The following is a 17127-nucleotide window of genomic DNA, read 5'->3' on the forward strand; positions in this document are numbered from 1 at the left end:
TTTATCTTAAAAATCAGATAAGGTCAAGAAAAAATTTCAGACAAAAGTCCAATGAAAGGGAAAGAATGAGAATCGTGGAGAAAAAAATAAGGGAAGGAGGGAGACTCTGAAGAAAAGCAGAAATGTCTAGGAATTTCTCTCAAATTACTTGCAAAAAGCTTCTAAATCTGCTATACTTATAAAGTTGCGTAAGGCAATAAATACTCATCCCGGAACCATTGTGGCACCGTTGCCCTTGTGGTCGTGTTGCAAGCTGACGTCTGGGAGAGGAGAAAAAAACAAAAAGGAGAATTTACTCATGGCAGTAATTTCAATGAAACAACTTCTTGAGGCTGGTGTACACTTCGGTCACCAAACTCGTCGCTGGAACCCTAAGATGGCTAAGTACATCTTCACTGAGCGTAACGGAATCCACGTTATCGACTTGCAACAAACTGTAAAATACGCTGACCAAGCATATGACTTCATGCGTGAAGCTGCTGCAAACGACGCAGTTGTATTGTTTGTTGGTACTAAGAAACAAGCTGCTGAAGCTGTTGCTGAAGAAGCTGTTCGTTCAGGTCAATACTACATCAACCACCGTTGGTTGGGTGGTACCCTTACTAACTGGGGAACAATCCAAAAACGTATCGCTCGTTTGAAAGAAATCAAACGCATGGAAGAAGAAGGAATCTTCGACGTTCTTCCTAAGAAAGAAGTTGCACTTCTTAACAAACAACGCGCTCGTCTTGAAAAATTCTTGGGTGGTATCGAAGATATGCCTCGTATCCCAGACGTAATGTACGTTGTTGACCCACACAAAGAGCAAATCGCTGTTAAAGAAGCTAAGAAATTGGGTATCCCAGTTGTAGCGATGGTCGACACAAACACTGACCCAGACGATATCGATGTAATCATCCCAGCTAACGATGATGCTATCCGCGCTGTTAAATTGATCACTGCGAAAATGGCTGATGCTGTTATCGAAGGACGTCAAGGTGAAGATGCAGTTGCATCAGTTGAAGCTGAATTGGCAGCAACTGAAACTCAAGCAGATTCAATCGAAGAAATCGTTGAAGTTGTTGAAGGCGACAACGCTTAATTCGTATAAATAGTAATTACCTAGGAGGGCGGGGCTTAGCCCGGCTCTCCTATTTTTAAAAAAATATAGGAGAAACAAAATGGCAGAAATTACAGCTAAACTTGTTAAAGAGTTGCGTGAAAAATCTGGTGCTGGTGTCATGGACGCTAAAAAAGCATTGGTTGAAGTTGAAGGTGATATCGAAAAAGCGATCGAATTGCTTCGCGAAAAAGGTATGGCTAAAGCAGCTAAAAAAGCTGACCGTGTTGCCGCTGAAGGTTTGACTGGTGTTTATGTGAACGGTAACGTTGCAGCAGTAGTTGAAGTAAATGCTGAAACTGACTTCGTTGCGAAAAATGCTCAATTCGTTGAATTGGTAAACGCAACTGCGAAAGTAATCGCTGAAGGTAAACCAGCTAACAACGAAGAAGCTCTTGCTTTGACAATGCCTTCAGGTGAAACTCTTGAAGCAGCATACGTATCTGCAACTGCTACAATCGGAGAAAAAATCTCATTCCGTCGTTTTGCTTTGCTTGAAAAAACAGATGCACAACACTTTGGTGCTTACCAACACAACGGTGGACGTATTGGTGTTATCTCTGTTATCGAAGGTGGAGACGAAGCCCTTGCTAAACAAATTTCAATGCACATCGCTGCAATGAAACCAACCGTTCTTTCATACAAAGAATTGGATGAGCAATTCGTGAAAGATGAGTTGGCACAATTGAACCACGTGATCGACCAAGACAACGAAAGCCGTGCAATGGTTGGTAAACCAGCTCTTCCACACTTGAAGTATGGTTCTAAAGCTCAATTGACTGACGAAGTTGTCGCTCAAGCTGAAGAAGATATCAAAGCTGAATTGGCAGCTGAAGGTAAACCAGAAAAAATCTGGGATAAAATCATCCCAGGTAAAATGGATCGCTTCTTCTTGGACAACACAAAAGTTGACCAAGCATACACTCTTCTTGCACAAGTCTACATCATGGACGACAGCAAGACAGTAGAAGCTTACCTTGAATCAGTAAATGCTTCAGTTGTTGAATTTGTTCGCTTTGAAGTTGGTGAAGGTATTGAAAAAGCTTCAAATGACTTTGAAGCAGAAGTTGCAGCTACAATGGCAGCAGCTCTTAATAACTAAGAATAAAAAGAAAAGAGGTTTCCATAGAAACCTCTTTTTTTTCAAGATGAAAAGAGAGTGGGACAGAAATCGGTCATTCGTTAGAATTCGATTTCGTCGTCCCACCTCCGCACAGCTTCAACAGTCTGGGAGACTGTTGAAGGTTGCAGATAAAGGAAACATAGTTTCCGTCAACATAGGGCATCTTTGAAGCTTAAAAAGCGAACAAAGACTTAGGATACTTGCTTCGCAAGTTCTATCCACCACCTTAAAGCAGTGCTTTGAGCACTCAACCATTGCGTCTTGCTCGACAATCCAAAGACAATTGAGAGGCTAGGACTTTTGTCCCAACCTCTTTTATGATTAATGCGCAAAGGTATTGAGTCCAAAAAGAAGCGAGAGAGTACCCATGATAAGCCCTGCTAGAATGACTCCCAACATGACCGCTAGGACACTCCGTTTGAAGTCCCAGTCTAGAATAGAGGCAGCAAGGGTTCCAGTCCAAGCTCCAGTTCCTGGTAAAGGAATGCCGACGAAGAGGAGCAGGGCCCAAAAGATTCCCTTATCTCCTGCAGCCTCTTCTAATTTTTGACCTCCACGATGCCCCTTATTAAGACACCAAGTAAAGAAATTCCCGATAAGAGGTTTCTCTTTCCCCCATTCCAGGATATGGCGAGCGAAAAAGAAGATAATAGGGACAGGAAGCATATTGCCAATGACCCCGATCAGGAGGGCTTGCCAAAGAGGAATTCCGCTAGAGATAGCGTAGGGAACAGCTCCACGAAGCTCCACCAGAGGAATCATGGAGATCAAAAAAGTAATAATGTAGTTCATGTGGTATCCTTTCAATTCATCCTTTTCATTCTACCTTATCTCTGCTGGAATGACAACTATTTCAAACAGGAGAAATAGAGGGGGAATCGTTTATACTGAATGATGGATGTCATCACTATCTTCTTGATCCATTTCTCGTATCTGAAAGAGCTTTAGTATCCCTACAATCCTATTTTATGCTAATAAGAATCTGTTCGACAAAGTATAGTTCTTTTAGTACAAACTATATATTCTTTGCATGTTCTCTTGTTAAAGGCTCAACTTTTGGTATAGTTAAAATGTAGAGTTTCTTTATTTGCAAAAGCATTTTAGAAAGCGCTTACAATTGTAAAAATCCCAAGAGGAGGTTAAATATGGGAAAGTCTTTTTTTGAAAAGCGCAGTGTATTTAGTATTCGCAAGTTTGCGGTTGGAGCTTGCTCTGTATTAATCGGTGTATCTTTTTTTGGAGCTCCGTCTATTTTAGCTGAAGAAGAAGGAAGAGCTGTAACGGAAGAGGAGACGACAGCCACAACGGAAACATCAGAGCTAACGAATGGGGAGGTTGGGACTAGTGATAAAGTTTCAACAACCATAGAGGCTCCTGCTGTGATTACCCCTGAAAGAAATGAGAGAGAAATAGAACAGCCACAGGTGGGACCTCAAACAAGTGAACGTTCTGTTGGGGCTACTGAAGAGGCTACGAAGGACCAAAAACAAGTAGCGGAGGACATGGTGCAAGATCGCGAACGAGACTTTAACAAGGACTGGTATTTCAAATTAAATGCAGCTCCTGGTGCAGAAGGTCGCCAGGTGGATGTTAAAAACTGGAAAAAATTAGATTTGCCTCACGATTGGTCGATCTTCTTTGACTTCGACCACAACTCTCCGGCTCAAAATGAAGGCGGACAATTAAACGGCGGGGATGCTTGGTATCGCAAGACCTTCCGTTTGGACGACAAGGACCTCGATAAGAAGGTGCGCTTGGAATTTGGTGGAGTTTACATGGATTCCAAAGTCTATGTAAACGGGCAATTGGTTGGTCATTATCCAAATGGTTACAATGCCTTTTCTTATGATATTACCCCTTATTTAAATGCGGATGGAAGCGAAAACACCATCGCAGTTCATGTGGTCAACCAACAACCAAGTAGTCGTTGGTATTCAGGAAGTGGGATCTATCGGGATGTCAAACTCAGTGTGACAGACAAGGTTCATGTGGCCAAGTATGGGACCACGATCACTAGTCCAAAATTAGAAGAACAAAAGAATGGGGCAGTCGATACTCTAGTGAAGAGTCGTATTGTCAACCAAGATGATCAAGCCCATAGTATTTATGCGGAATACGAAATCGTTGATCAAAATGGTCAAGTGGTCAGTGAAAAGGTGCGTAGTGAAGTGCAATCCGTTTTGGCTGGTCAAGAGCTCAACCTGTCTCATACCCTTCATGTTGAAAAACCGACCCTCTGGGATGTCAAAACCAATAACCCAGCCCTCTATACTCTCTATACTAGGGTCTATCGCGATTCGCAGTTGGTCGATGTGCAAAAGGAACGTTTTGGCTACCGTTATCTGAACTGGACGCCAGAAGGTGGCTTCTTCCTCAATGGAGTGGCTACGAAATTCCACGGTGTTTCCCTTCACCATGACCACGGTGCGCTCGGAGCCGAGGAAAATTACAAGGCTGAATATCGCCGTCTCAAACAGATGAAGGATATGGGAGTCAATGCTATCCGGACGACCCACAACCCTGCGAGTGAACAAACTCTGCAAATTGCAGCGGAATTGGGCTTGATGGTCCAAGAAGAAGCTTTTGATACCTGGTATGGTGGCAAGAAACAATACGATTACGGTCGTTTCTTCGAAAAGGATGCGACGCATCCAGAAGCTCGTAAAGGGGATAAGTGGTCTGACTATGACCTTCGGACCATGGTAGAGCGGGGCAAGAACAATCCTTCTATTGTGATGTGGTCCATCGGTAACGAAATCGGTGAAGCAGATGGGTCTGATAAGTCTGTCGCAACTGTCCGTCGTCTCGTCAAGACCATCAAGGAAGTGGATGCAACCCGCTATGTTACCATGGGGGCTGATAAATTCCGCTTTGGCGATGGTTCAGGAGGCCATGAAAAGGTGGCAGCAGAGCTCGATGCGGTTGGATTTAACTATTCAGAGGCCAACTACGAAAGCCTACGAGCTAAACATCCCAATTGGCTCATTTACGGTTCTGAAACCTCCTCTGCAACGCGGACACGGGGCTCTTACTATCATCCTGAAAGAGAATGGGTAGGAAGCAACCAAGAAGATCGCCATTATGAACAATCAGACTACGGCAATGACCGGGTTGGTTGGGGTCGGACAGCGACAGCCTCTTGGACCTTTGACCGCGATCATGCCGGCTATGCAGGTCAATTTATCTGGACAGGTACAGACTATATCGGTGAGCCAACACCATGGCACAACCAAAATGATACACCTGTGAAAAGTTCTTATTTCGGTATCGTGGATACTGCAGGACTTCCAAAGAATGATTTTTATCTTTACCAAAGTCAATGGTTGTCAGCTGAGAAACATCCAATGGTCCATCTCTTGCCACATTGGAACTGGGACAATCCAGAATTGGCCAATCGTGTCATGGATGAAGAAGGACGGATTCCTGTCCGTACCTTCTCCAATGCTCATAGTGTGGAATTGATTGTCAATGGGGAATCACAAGGGGTGAAGACCTTTACTAAGAAAACCACAGCTGATGGCCGTACCTATCAGGAAGGGGCAAATCCGGATGAACTCTATCTAGAGTGGTTGGTTTCTTATGTACCGGGTAAAGTGGAAGCCATTGCTCGCAACGAAGCAGGGGAAGTAATTGCCCGCGATCAGATCGAAACAGCTGGGAAGCCAGCAGGTGTTCGTCTGCTAAAAGAAGAGCACGCCATTGCGGCAGACGGTAAAGATTTAACTTATATTACCTATGAAATCGTTGATGAAGCAGGCCGTGTCGTGCCAACTGCCAATAATTTGGTGCATTTCCATCTGCATGGACAAGGCCAAATTGTCGGCGTCGACAACGGGGAACAAGCCAGCCGTGAACGCTACAAAGCACAGGAAGATGGCTCATGGCAACGTCGGGCCTTTAACGGCAAAGGGGTGGTCATTGTCAAATCAACTGAGCAAGCAGGATCCTTTACTCTTTATGCTGACTCAGACCGCTTGCAATCAGACCAAGTCAGCCTCTTTACAGGCAAGAAGGACCAGGAAGAACGCTCTATCTTGGGAGTAGAACCGGTTCGGACACAAGTTTACTTAGGTGAGGGACCTGAGCTTCCAAGTCGCGTATCTGTTGTTTATAGCGATGGCACGGCCCAAGAAGAAGCTGTTGAATGGGATGCAGCAGACTTTAGTCGTGCTGGGCAAGTTCGTGTGACAGGTCATGTTCAAGGCCGGACGGTAGAGGCTCTGGTCGATGTAATCGGCGTGGAACAAGTCCTTCCGGTCATCAAACAAATCCCGCAGGGAGCGGATCTAGCAACTGTGGATAAGGCTGTGCAATTGGTCTTTACAGATGGTCGAACAGCTAGCTATGACGTTGATCAATGGACCTTGGAAGCCGGTCAAGAAGAGCAATTGTCTACACCAGGTGCTCGCTTGAAGGCGACAGGACTATTAAGCAATGGGGAAACAGTCCAAGCGACACTAGTGGTTGCAGGTGGAACAGTCAGCAAGGCTAAGAAACCAACAGTGGAGCTAGATGGAGTAGCGCTTCCAAAATTTGGTAGTGGCAACCATACGATTTTCCGTCCGCTAGCTTATGGTCAAGAGCCTGGTCAGGTCACAGCGAGTGCAGAAAATGCCCAAGTGACGGTCCTACAAGCCAATCGAGAAAATGGTTTGAAAGCTCAAATTTTTGTCACTGCTAAGGATACGGGAGCTGTACAGACCTATGTTGTGCAATTCCAGGAAGAAAGTCCACAGATCCAGCGTTTAGAATTGCGTCTGCCAGAAGGCCAAGAGCTCAAGGAAGACCAAACAGTCACGCTTGATGTCCTAGCTCATTACCAAGATGGCAGTGTGGCTAGTCTCCAAGCGGATCAAATCGATGTGGTAACAGCAGCCGGTAGTCAAGGAAAAGCAGTCGCAAGCAAGAAAGGTTTGGAACTACGGGAAGCAGGATTGGTTCATTTACAAGCTAGCTTCCAAGGACAAACAGGAGAATTAACCTTTACCATCACGCCAAATCCAGAAGAAAAGACAGTTGTCAAAGTACGTCCTGTACGGATCAGCACTGATCGAAACGTTTTGCCAGCTCTTCCAGAGACAGTGTTGGTTGAGTATGACAAGGGATTTCCGAAAGAAAAACGCGTGACCTGGGATGCCGTAACAGCAGATCAAGTCAAGGATTACCATAGCTTTACTGTCACAGGTCAGGTAGAGGGTGTGGAGAAAGAAGCCCAAGCCCAAGTCACAGTTGAAGGCATTATTGCTGTAGAAGAAGTCAGCACCACAACTCCAGTCGGTGAAAAACCAGCACTTCCAGAAAGCGTGCGGACTTATCACTCCAATGGTAAGACCTATGCTGCCAAGGTAGCCTGGGATGCGGTAGATCCGCAACTCTTGGCCCAAGAAGGAGAAGTTGTTGTCTCCGGTCGTGTAGAAGGAACCAACCTTCCAACCCGTCTCCATATTCGTGTTTCCTCAAACACAGTCAAAGGGGCCAATGTAGCAGAACAATGGACAGGCTCAGTCTTGCCACTCGCTTTTGCAAGTGATTCAAACGATGCGGATCCAGTTGCTAAGGTCAATGACAAGGTCATCTCCTTTACCGATGCTCCAGCCAACCGTTGGACCAACTGGGGCCGTGACAATGCGGAAGATTCTGTTGGTATCTTGTTTGGGGATTCTGGTATCTTGACCAAGCGTGCAGTGGATAACCTCCATGTTGGTTTCCACGAAGACCACGGCGTTGGGGCTCCGAGTGAATATGTGATCGAGTACTATGCGGGTGAGCAAATCCCAACAGTACCAAGCAATCCAAATCGCGTCAAAGACGAAACAGATCATCCATTTAACAACCCAGCTAACTGGAAAGAAGTCAGCAACCTCACTGTTCAAGAACCGGTAGCAGCTGGCAAGATGAATCATTTTAGTTTTGATAAAGTCGACACTTATGCGGTTCGGATCCGCATGAAGACACCAGAAGGCAAACGTGGAAGCTCTATTTCAGAGATTCAGGTATTTGCCAATAAGGTTGCGGCAGAAGAAAAGAGCCAAGTGACCATTCGTGTCAATGGTGAGGTTTTGCCAGGGGTCAACCCAAGTGTGACAGATTACTACATCGATGCGCGTGATCGGGCTTATCCACAAGTGGAAGCCACAGCTAGCCATCACGGCCTTGCAACGGTTGTGCCAAGCGTCCATGAAGGTGAGCCAATCCGTGTCATCCACAAAGCGGAAGATGGTACCATCTTACAAGAATACCGCCTCCATCTCACAAGCGATGCAGAAAAACTGAAACAATCTGCTCCAGTAGCAGTGGAAGCGGGTCGCCGTTTTGTCAAAGTCGGTCAAAATCTAGTTTTACCATCTACAGTAGGCGTCTACTTCAAAGGGGATACAGGCTATGATCGCAAAGAACTGACGGTAGACTGGCAATCTGTACCAGCTGATGCCCTTTCTCATGAAGGCAGCTTCACGCTAGAAGGAAAAGTCCTTGGCTATGATCTGACAGCTCATCTGACCGTCCGGGTGTCAGAAAAGACGGGAGAAATCCTCTCTGTGAACCGTGACTACAATGCAGAGGATACCAGAGCCTTTGCCAGTGAAACCAATGATCTCGATCCAAACCAAATCGACTATATCGATTACATCAATGATGGTGGCTACAACGAGTATTATCGTTGGACCAACTGGAAGAGAGAACCAGATCAAACAGAAGTGTTTGCCGGTCTCATCTTCAAGAAAAATGGTCAAGTAACAGAGCGTTTAGTCAATAAAGTAGCGGTCGACTTCTTTGCAGATCAGGAAACAGGCCTGCCAACCAAGACGGTTCTTGAACGCTATATTGGCCCAGACTTTGATGTTCCGGATGATTATGGCAATCTGAAAAACCTTCCAGAACATCCATTTAACCAAGCCTCTAACTGGGAAGAAATTCCTTATAGCTTGGATTACGCCTTTGAGCCTGGTTATATCTCTAACCTCAGCTTCAATGAAACCAGAACCAAAGCCATCCGTTTAAGAATGGTCCGTGATGAAAATCTAAAAGGAATTGGAATCGTTGAATTGAGTGCCTATGCTCCAACTGAAGAACCTAATGCAACGACGGATGTCTCTATCCAAGTAAATGGCAAAGAGTTGGAAGGGTTCAATCCGGATGTGACGGATTATCATCTAGAGTACGAGGGAGAACGTCCAATAGTTTCAGCACAAGGTAAGAATGGAGCAGCCGTTACAGTTGTTGATGCTAAAGATTCTAATGCACCTGTCCTTGTCAAGGTTGTATCAGAAGATGGTAAGATAGAGAAAATATATCAAATCTCACTCCTAGCGAAAGCACCAATAGGCTCAGCTATTCCTGAAGAAGGTGTGAAGAATTTGGTCCATACCAAGCCAGAACTCATCATTGAGGCAGAGGAACTTGATTTTGCGCGTGAAGAACGTCTAAATGATAGCTTGCCGAAGGGTGAGAAGCGTGTGGTTCAAGAAGGGCAAAAAGGCCGTAAATTGCGCTTGGTGGAAGTATCACAAGAAAATGGAGTGGAATCTCGTAAGGAAGTCGATGCTTTTGTAGAACTAGAGCCAGTGGCAGAAATTACAGAGGTGGGTACTAAAGAAGAGGTGCCAGAGACTCCGCAGCCAGAACCACAACCACAGCCACAACCGCAACCAGAACCACAACCACAACCACTTCCAAACCCGGGAGTTCCTCTTGTGCCAGAAAGACCAGTGCAAGCAACAACTCATCAGTCCTCTATGGAGGTTAAAGCGGTGCACCATGAAGTGACGGAAGTGGCAGGTAAGGAAGTCGAGAAAGAAGCTCAAACTCCAGCGGTTTCGCCTGCTCCAGTTTCCGAAGGGACTTTACCGAATACGGGAACAGAAGAAAGCGTCGCAAGCCTCGTTGCAGGTCTCCTAGCAGCAGGAGTTGCCGGTGCTGTGCTGGATGACAAGAAAAAAAGAGCCGATAAGGCCAAGTAAAAAAGCTGGATAAACCAGCAAACATACGGTGAAAAGATCACAGGTAACAGAAAGAGGATGGGGAAAGTCTCCACCCTCTTTACCTGATGACATAAAGGAATGGAATATGGGAAAAAGATTATTTGATAAGAGAAATCGATTTGGCATCCGCAAACTTTCAGTAGGGGTTTGCTCTGTAGTCGTAGCGACTTGTTTTTTAGGAGTCACTACCAGTTATGCAGAGGAACAAGCTGAGAGAAGTGAGACTCGTGAAGAACGAGTCAACACAAGTGATGTCGAGCATCAAGGGGAGGAGGAAAAAGCTGTGAAAGAGCACCAAGAAGAATCAGAACATTCCTCACCCGTAACGAGTGAGAAAGAAAACCGAGCAGTCAGCCAAGGGACAGAAGCAGCCCAACCAGCCACTTCTCTAGATGAGGAGCCTGAGATTGCGGATTACGGACCGCTTCCAAGCAAGGCCCAAATGCAATACCATCGCGAAGAACTGGCAGCCTTCATCCACTTTGGGATGAACACCTACTACGATCGTGAGTGGGGAGATGGGCAAGAAGACCCTTATTATTTCTATCCAGAGCATCTGGATACTGATCAGTGGATCAAAACCCTGAAAGACGCTGGCTTCAAACGGACCATCATGGTCGTCAAGCACCACGATGGTTTCCTCTTGTATCCTTCTAAATACACTGACCATACCATTGCCAAAAGTGGTTGGAAGGAAGGAAAAGGCGATATCCTAGCCGAAGTTTCGGCTTCTGCTAGCAAGTATGACATGGATATGGGGGTCTACCTCTCCCCTTGGGATGCTCACAGCCCGCTCTACCATGTGGATACAGAGGACCAATACAACGAATACTATCTCAACCAGCTCAAAGAAATCCTTGAAAATCCTAAATATGGAAACAAAGGCAAATTTGTTGAAGTCTGGATGGATGGAGCGCGTGGCGATGGGGCTCAAAAAGTAACCTATACCTTCGATAAGTGGTTTGACGCCATCCGTAAAGCCCAAGGGGATATTGCTATCTTCTCAGCTGAGCCCACCAATGTTCGCTGGATAGGAAATGAAAAGGGAATTGCTGGAGATCCAGTTTGGCATAAGGTCAATCCGGATAAGATTCGCAACAATCCATCCAATAGCTATCTCAACCATGGAGATCCGGAAGGGAAGCAATACTCAGTGGGGGAAGCGGATGTTTCTATTCGCTCTGGCTGGTTCTACCATGACAATCAAGAGCCTAAGTCCCTGCGTGAATTGATGGACATTTACTTCAAATCTGTCGGTCGTGGAACGCCACTCTTGCTCAATATTCCACCCAATCAAGATGGAAAATTTGCGGATGCCGATGTGGCTCGTTTGAAAGAATTCCGCCAGACTTTGGATCAACTCTACAGCGTGGACTATGCGGCGGGCGCTTTGGTAGAAGCTGACTCGACACGGCGCAATTCGCATTACGCAGCTAGCCATTTGACAGATGGCGATGAAAAGACCAGTTGGGCCCCTGCCGATGATGCCAAGACCGGCTCTTTCGTGCTCGACCTTGGAAAAGAGCAACACTTTGATGTGGTAGAGCTCAAAGAAACCATCGAGAAAGGCCAACGGATTTCCGGTTTCACCATCGATGTAGCGGTGAATGGCCAATGGGTTCCTTTTGGGGCTGGGTCAACCGTTGGATATCGCCGTTTGATCAAAGGGCAACCAGTTGATAGTCGCTACCTCCGAGTGTCAATTACTGATGCCCAAGCCACTCCAATCTTGAACGGTGTCTCTGTCTATAAGACACCAGCCAGCATCGAAGAAACCGATGGCTATCCGCTTGGTTTGACCTATCATTCTGACCGGACTGCTGACCGGGGCAATAGCCAATGGAATGAAGAGGGAGAAGGCGTTCGAGGCACCTCTATGTGGACCAAGGAAGCGGGAGCTTCTGCAACCTATCAATTCGAAGGGACCAAGGCCTATGTGGTCGCAACTGTAGACCCAGGTCATGGGGAAATGGATGTCTATGTCGATGGGCAAAAACTAGCGACGGTCAATACCCAAAGTCCAACTCGCAAACGCAGCCAAAAGGTTTATGAAACACCAGATTTGAAAGCAGGTTCCCATACCTTGACCTTGGTCAATAGCAAGGGAGATGCTATCGCAACGGAAGGGATTTATGCCCTCAATAACCAAGAAAAAGGCCTCTTTGAGTTTGCTCAGCCAACCTTAGCTGTTAAAAAAGGAGAGCCAGCGCAAATCGTCGTCAAAAGAAAAGGTGGCTCTAAAGGAAGTGCCAGTCTTAAGTTAATCACAGAACCAGGAACAGGGGTTCATGGCAAGGTCTACAAAGATACCAATGTCACCCTTGAGTTCGCAGATGGAGAGACAGAAAAAACAGTCCAAGTCCCAACCCTTGATTTTGCAGGAAAAGCGACCGATGTCTATGACTTTAAGGCCAAATTGTTGCATCCAGATCAAGGCAGCCTGGTCGGCTTTATTCCAGAACTGACAGTCCAAGTGATGAACGAGGACCTACTTCCAGAAAATCGCAAAGAAGTGGATGATCAAGATCCAAAACTGCACTACAGTCAAGGCTGGAATCATGAGACGGACAATCGAGACTTCTCAAATGGAACGGAATCTTGGTCTAGCTTCAACCAAGTAACCGATGAAGAAGGAAAGAAACACATTGATGTGACCATCACCTTCAAGGGAACTGGTGTGGAAGTTCGAGGAGTGGTTGATCCAAGCCATGGTCTCTACAGCGTCACCCTAGATGGAAAAGAAATGGCCTTTGAAGAAGGACGTGGTCATGACTATGAGATTGAAGGCGACCATTACTTCAGTGGCTATGGAGATCAACGCAAACTGGACCAGAGTTTGGTCAATCTGCAAGGTCTAGCAAAAGGCTACCACCAATTACGTCTGCACTTGGATCCATCTCTCAATGATCCTCAGTCATCTAGAGCCATTCAGGTAGACCGCTTTATCCTATCAGGAAAAGATAGTCAGTTGCTCAGTCAAGAAGAGCTCCAACAGATTATCAAAGAAGGAGTAGAAAAGATCAAGGCTACTTCTCTCGATCGCTTGAAAGCAAATCTCAAATCAACTGTCCAAGAGCAATTGACGGAATTGACTCAGTTGTTGAATCAAGAGCGACCAGATTTGGTTGCTACAGCGAATCAAGTGGAAGCCCTTGAGACCATCTTAGAAGATGCTCATAATTATGAACCGCTGACGCAGACACGCCCAGACGAAGGTGTCCGGGATTTGATTCTTGAAAAGCCAGAACTTCTCATCGAAGCGGAGGAGATTCCATTTGAGAGTCAAACGCGTGAAAACAAGGATTTAACCAAGGGTGAAAGCCGGATCCTTCAAGCAGGGAAGGTTGGACGCCGCTTGAAGTTGATCGAGGTTCGACAAGAAGAAGGCAAAGAAATTCGGACAGAAGTCGATGCCTTTGTCGAAGTGGAAGCCCAGGACCAGATTACAGAAGTCGGAACAGGAGTGGTAGAAGAACATTCTGTGACACCTGATCTACCGACTCCAATAACACCTGTAACTCCAAGTAAAGACTTACAAGTTCATGCACATCATTCAACAGTAGATGATAAAAAAGAGAAAGAAACTCCGGTTCTTCTGAAAGAGACGACTCCAGAAGTAACTTCTGTTTTGACTGCCGAGCATCCAGTAGTAGAAGAGGTTGAAAGTCCTTCTCTACAACCGGAAGGTAAACTGCCACAGACAGGATCAGAGAAGGCAAGTTTCTTAGCCTGGATGGGACTTTTCGGCTTAGGTTTCTTAGGCGGAAGAGTAAAATTCGCTCGTCGGAAATCCTAAGGCACCTTCTATAAGAGGTTAGCAATCGCTAGCCTCTTTTTTGTTTCTTCTGGCTACCAGTAAGGGGGATTCAGATTCCATCTGGACGTAGTCTTTGCTTTATTTACAGGCGTAAAAATTGTATAATAGTCAGATAAGGTCAATAATGACATCATGGATGATGAGACCATTTTTTATCCTCTGAAGAGCAGAGAGTCCATCTAGAATGAAACCATCAGAAAGGAGCATCATGGCAAGTAAAAATACATCAGATAGCATCGAGGCCTATATCAAGTTGCTACTGGCTCAAGCAGGAATCGCTGAGCTCAAGAGAAGCGAATTAGCGGATGTTTTCCAAGTTGTTCCTAGTCAAATCAATTATGTGATTAAGACCCGCTTCACCGAAAGTCGAGGCTACATCGTAGAGAGCAAGCGTGGAGGCGGAGGTTATATCCGGATTGGCAAGATTCAATTTTCAGACCAACACCAGATGCTAACAGAGCTTGGCGCAAGCATTGGAGAACAGATCAGTCAGACTGTATTCTGTGATATCCTCCAGATGCTATTTGAAGAAAAACTCCTTACAAAGAGAGAAGCAGAGCTCTTGTCAGTGATGACAACAGACGAGGTTTTGGGAAGTGAAGCCCATCGCTTACGATCCAATATCCTACGAAAAATTATCCAACAAGTCGATAGAAAGGGAATGTAATCTCCTTATGAACTATTCAAAAGCCCTATTAGAAACGATTGAAGCCGCTCAAATCTTGGCGGGTCATTTTGATTCCCAAACCCTAGATACCTGGCATATCCTAGTGGCCCTAGCAAATAACCCCTATAGTGTAGCTGGTTCCGTCTTAAGTGACTATCCTATGCAGATTGATGATTTTCAAGACGCAGCTGAGCACATCACGGGCCAAGTCTACCAACGGGATGGTCGCTATGAGGTATTTCCTTTTTCTTTCCGTGTAGAAGAAATCATGAACCGTTCCCAAGAGATTGCCCAGGCAGTCCATGCCAAAAGTCTTGGAACAGAGCATGTCCTCTTGGCGCTCTTACTAGAGCGGGGAACCTTAGCTTCTCAAGTGTTGGAGTATGTGGGCTTCCGCTATGATGATCAGGAAGATGGCATTAAAATCGTCGAACTTCGTAAGAGTTTGGAACAACGAGCAGGTTGGGACAAGGAAGCTGTCAAGGCTATCCGTTCTCTCTATCGGTCCCAGCAACCAAATCGTCAAACCATGGGAAATATGATGGGCATGCCAGCCTCTACCAGCGGTGGTTTGGAAGACTACACCCGAGATTTGACAGAAATGGCTTGCAATGGCAGTTTGGAACCGGTGATTGGTCGGGGGCAAGAAATCTCGCGGATGATTCAGATTTTGAGCCGCAAAACGAAAAATAATCCAGTCCTCGTTGGAGATGCCGGTGTCGGAAAGACTGCTCTGGCTTTGGGCTTGGCCCAACGGATTGCCAGTGGAGATGTCCCAACTGAACTTGCTAAGATGCGTGTCTTAGAGTTAGACTTGATGAATGTTGTTGCGGGAACGCGTTTCCGTGGGGATTTTGAAGAGCGGATGAACAACATCATCAATGATATTGAAGAAGATGGCCATGTCATTCTCTTCATTGATGAGCTCCATACCATTATGGGATCTGGATCAGGGATTGACTCCACCTTGGATGCAGCCAATATCTTGAAGCCTGCCTTGGCTCGCGGGACCTTACGGACCGTAGGAGCGACTACGCAAGAAGAATACCAAAAACACATCGAAAAAGATGCCGCTCTGTCACGCCGTTTTGCCAAGGTTTTGATTGAGCAACCGTCTGTTGCGGATAGCATTGCTATTTTGCAAGGGCTCAAGAAGACCTATGAGCGTCACCACCGTGTCCATATTACGGATGCAGCCATTGAGACAGCCGTTGTCTATGCCCATCGTTATTTGACCAGTCGCCTCTTGCCAGACTCAGCCATTGATCTTTTGGATGAGGCGGCAGCGACTGTACAAAACAAGGGGCCTCAAGCGGGTCTTCAGTCCGATTTGACAGCTGCCGATCAGGCCTTGCTCAAGGGACAGTGGAAAAAAGTTGCTCAGTTACTAAAAGAAGACGCCAGTCCGAAAGGCTATCAGTTAGAAGTCAAGGAAGAGGATATTCTGAAGACGCTCAGTCAGCTTTCTGGCATTCCTGTGGAGAAACTAACCCAAACAGCAGCTAAGAAATACCTTGAATTAGAAGCGGAACTTCATAAGCGCGTGATCGGTCAGGATCAGGCCGTCTCAAGTATCAGCCGAGCGATTCGCCGCAATCAATCTGGAATCCGGTCTCACAAGCGACCAATTGGTTCCTTCCTCTTCCTCGGTCCGACAGGAGTCGGGAAAACCGAGCTAGCCAAGGCGCTTGCTGAGGTTCTATTTGATGACGAGTCCGCTTTGATTCGCTTTGATATGAGTGAATACATGGAGAAATTTGCAGCTAGTCGTCTCAACGGAGCTCCTCCGGGTTACGTTGGCTATGAAGAAGGCGGTGAGTTGACGGAAAAAGTCCGCAACAAACCTTATTCAGTCCTCTTGTTTGATGAGGTGGAAAAAGCCCATCCAGATATCTTTAACGTTCTCTTGCAAGTCTTGGATGATGGTGTCTTGACCGACAGCAAGGGACGTAAGGTGGATTTCTCCAATACCATTATTATCATGACGTCAAACTTGGGAGCTACTGCTTTACGAGATGATAAGACAGTTGGTTTTGGAGCCAAGGATATTCGCTTTGACCAAGCCAACATGGAAAAACGCATTTTCGAAGAGTTGAAGAAGACCTATCGACCAGAGTTTATTAACCGGATTGATGAAAAGGTTGTCTTCCATAGCTTGACCAGTGACCAAATGCACGAGATTGTCAAGATTATGGTAAAACCATTGATTCAATCCCTAGCAGAGAAGGGCATTACTCTGAAATTCCAAGCGTCTGCCCTTAAATGGCTGGCAACTCACGGATATGATCCAGAGATGGGAGCGCGTCCTTTGCGTCGGACCATCCAGACCCAGGTGGAAGACTACTTGGCAGAAATCCTCTTGAGAGGAGAAGTTGCAGAAGGTCAAACCCTCAAGGTAGGTGTCAAGTCTGGTCAGCTTAACTTTACGATTGACTAGGAGGA

Annotated in this window: 7 protein-coding genes; 6 read left to right on the forward strand and 1 reads right to left on the reverse strand. The window is 46.1% G+C overall.

Going from position 1 to position 17127, the window contains the following annotated elements; translation table 11 throughout:
- Window positions 1-298 precede the first annotated feature (298 nt).
- A complete protein-coding gene (rpsB, locus tag D7D50_RS03680; protein WP_048716695.1) occupies window positions 299-1081 on the forward strand; it encodes a 30S ribosomal protein S2 in 783 nt (260 codons plus the stop codon).
- A gap of 79 nt (window positions 1082-1160) precedes the next feature.
- Window positions 1161-2201, forward strand: coding sequence for a translation elongation factor Ts (tsf, locus tag D7D50_RS03685; protein ID WP_023024647.1), 1041 nt, complete (start codon window positions 1161-1163; stop codon window positions 2199-2201).
- Between the two features lie 342 nt (window positions 2202-2543).
- Here tsf and D7D50_RS03690 read toward each other — a convergent pair whose 3' ends face one another.
- Window positions 2544-3014, reverse strand: a complete 471-nt coding sequence (locus D7D50_RS03690) for a COG2426 family protein (protein ID WP_023024646.1) — start codon at window positions 3012-3014, stop codon at window positions 2544-2546.
- A 353-nt stretch (window positions 3015-3367) separates the two neighbouring features.
- On the opposite strand from D7D50_RS03690, the gene D7D50_RS03695 reads away from it, so the two are divergent.
- The 4 genes from D7D50_RS03695 (at window position 3368) to D7D50_RS03710 (ending at window position 17122) form a co-directional block, all read left to right on the forward strand.
- Window positions 3368-10180, forward strand: coding sequence for an Ig-like domain-containing protein (locus D7D50_RS03695; protein WP_120701501.1), 6813 nt, complete (start codon window positions 3368-3370; stop codon window positions 10178-10180).
- Window positions 10181-10286: 106 nt separating this feature from the next.
- The gene (locus D7D50_RS03700; protein WP_120701502.1) at window positions 10287-13997 is read left to right on the forward strand and encodes an alpha-L-fucosidase; all 3711 of its coding nucleotides are present in this window, start codon (window positions 10287-10289) and stop codon (window positions 13995-13997) included.
- 229 nt (window positions 13998-14226) lie between these two features.
- Window positions 14227-14685 (forward strand): CtsR family transcriptional regulator, encoded by a 459-nt coding sequence (locus D7D50_RS03705; RefSeq protein WP_042361280.1) that lies wholly within the window; start codon window positions 14227-14229, stop codon window positions 14683-14685.
- Between the two features lie 7 nt (window positions 14686-14692).
- Window positions 14693-17122, forward strand: coding sequence for an ATP-dependent Clp protease ATP-binding subunit (locus tag D7D50_RS03710; RefSeq protein ID WP_120701503.1), 2430 nt, complete (start codon window positions 14693-14695; stop codon window positions 17120-17122).
- The last annotated feature ends 5 nt before the right edge of the window (window positions 17123-17127 follow it).

The sequence above is a fragment of the Streptococcus koreensis genome (genome assembly GCF_003627135.1).
Taxonomy (GTDB): domain Bacteria; phylum Bacillota; class Bacilli; order Lactobacillales; family Streptococcaceae; genus Streptococcus; species Streptococcus ilei.

Bases quoted from the DNA above. Each gene is read 5' to 3' on its own strand.
- rpsB (WP_048716695.1), top strand. From the start codon at position 299: ATGGCAGTAATTTCAATGAAACAACTTCTTGAGGCTGGTGTACACTTC.
- tsf (WP_023024647.1), top strand. From the start codon at position 1,161: ATGGCAGAAATTACAGCTAAACTTGTTAAAGAGTTGCGTGAAAAATCT.
- D7D50_RS03690 (WP_023024646.1), bottom strand. From the start codon at position 3,014: ATGAACTACATTATTACTTTTTTGATCTCCATGATTCCTCTGGTGGAG.
- D7D50_RS03695 (WP_120701501.1), top strand. From the start codon at position 3,368: ATGGGAAAGTCTTTTTTTGAAAAGCGCAGTGTATTTAGTATTCGCAAG.
- D7D50_RS03700 (WP_120701502.1), top strand. From the start codon at position 10,287: ATGGGAAAAAGATTATTTGATAAGAGAAATCGATTTGGCATCCGCAAA.
- D7D50_RS03705 (WP_042361280.1), top strand. From the start codon at position 14,227: ATGGCAAGTAAAAATACATCAGATAGCATCGAGGCCTATATCAAGTTG.
- D7D50_RS03710 (WP_120701503.1), top strand. From the start codon at position 14,693: ATGAACTATTCAAAAGCCCTATTAGAAACGATTGAAGCCGCTCAAATC.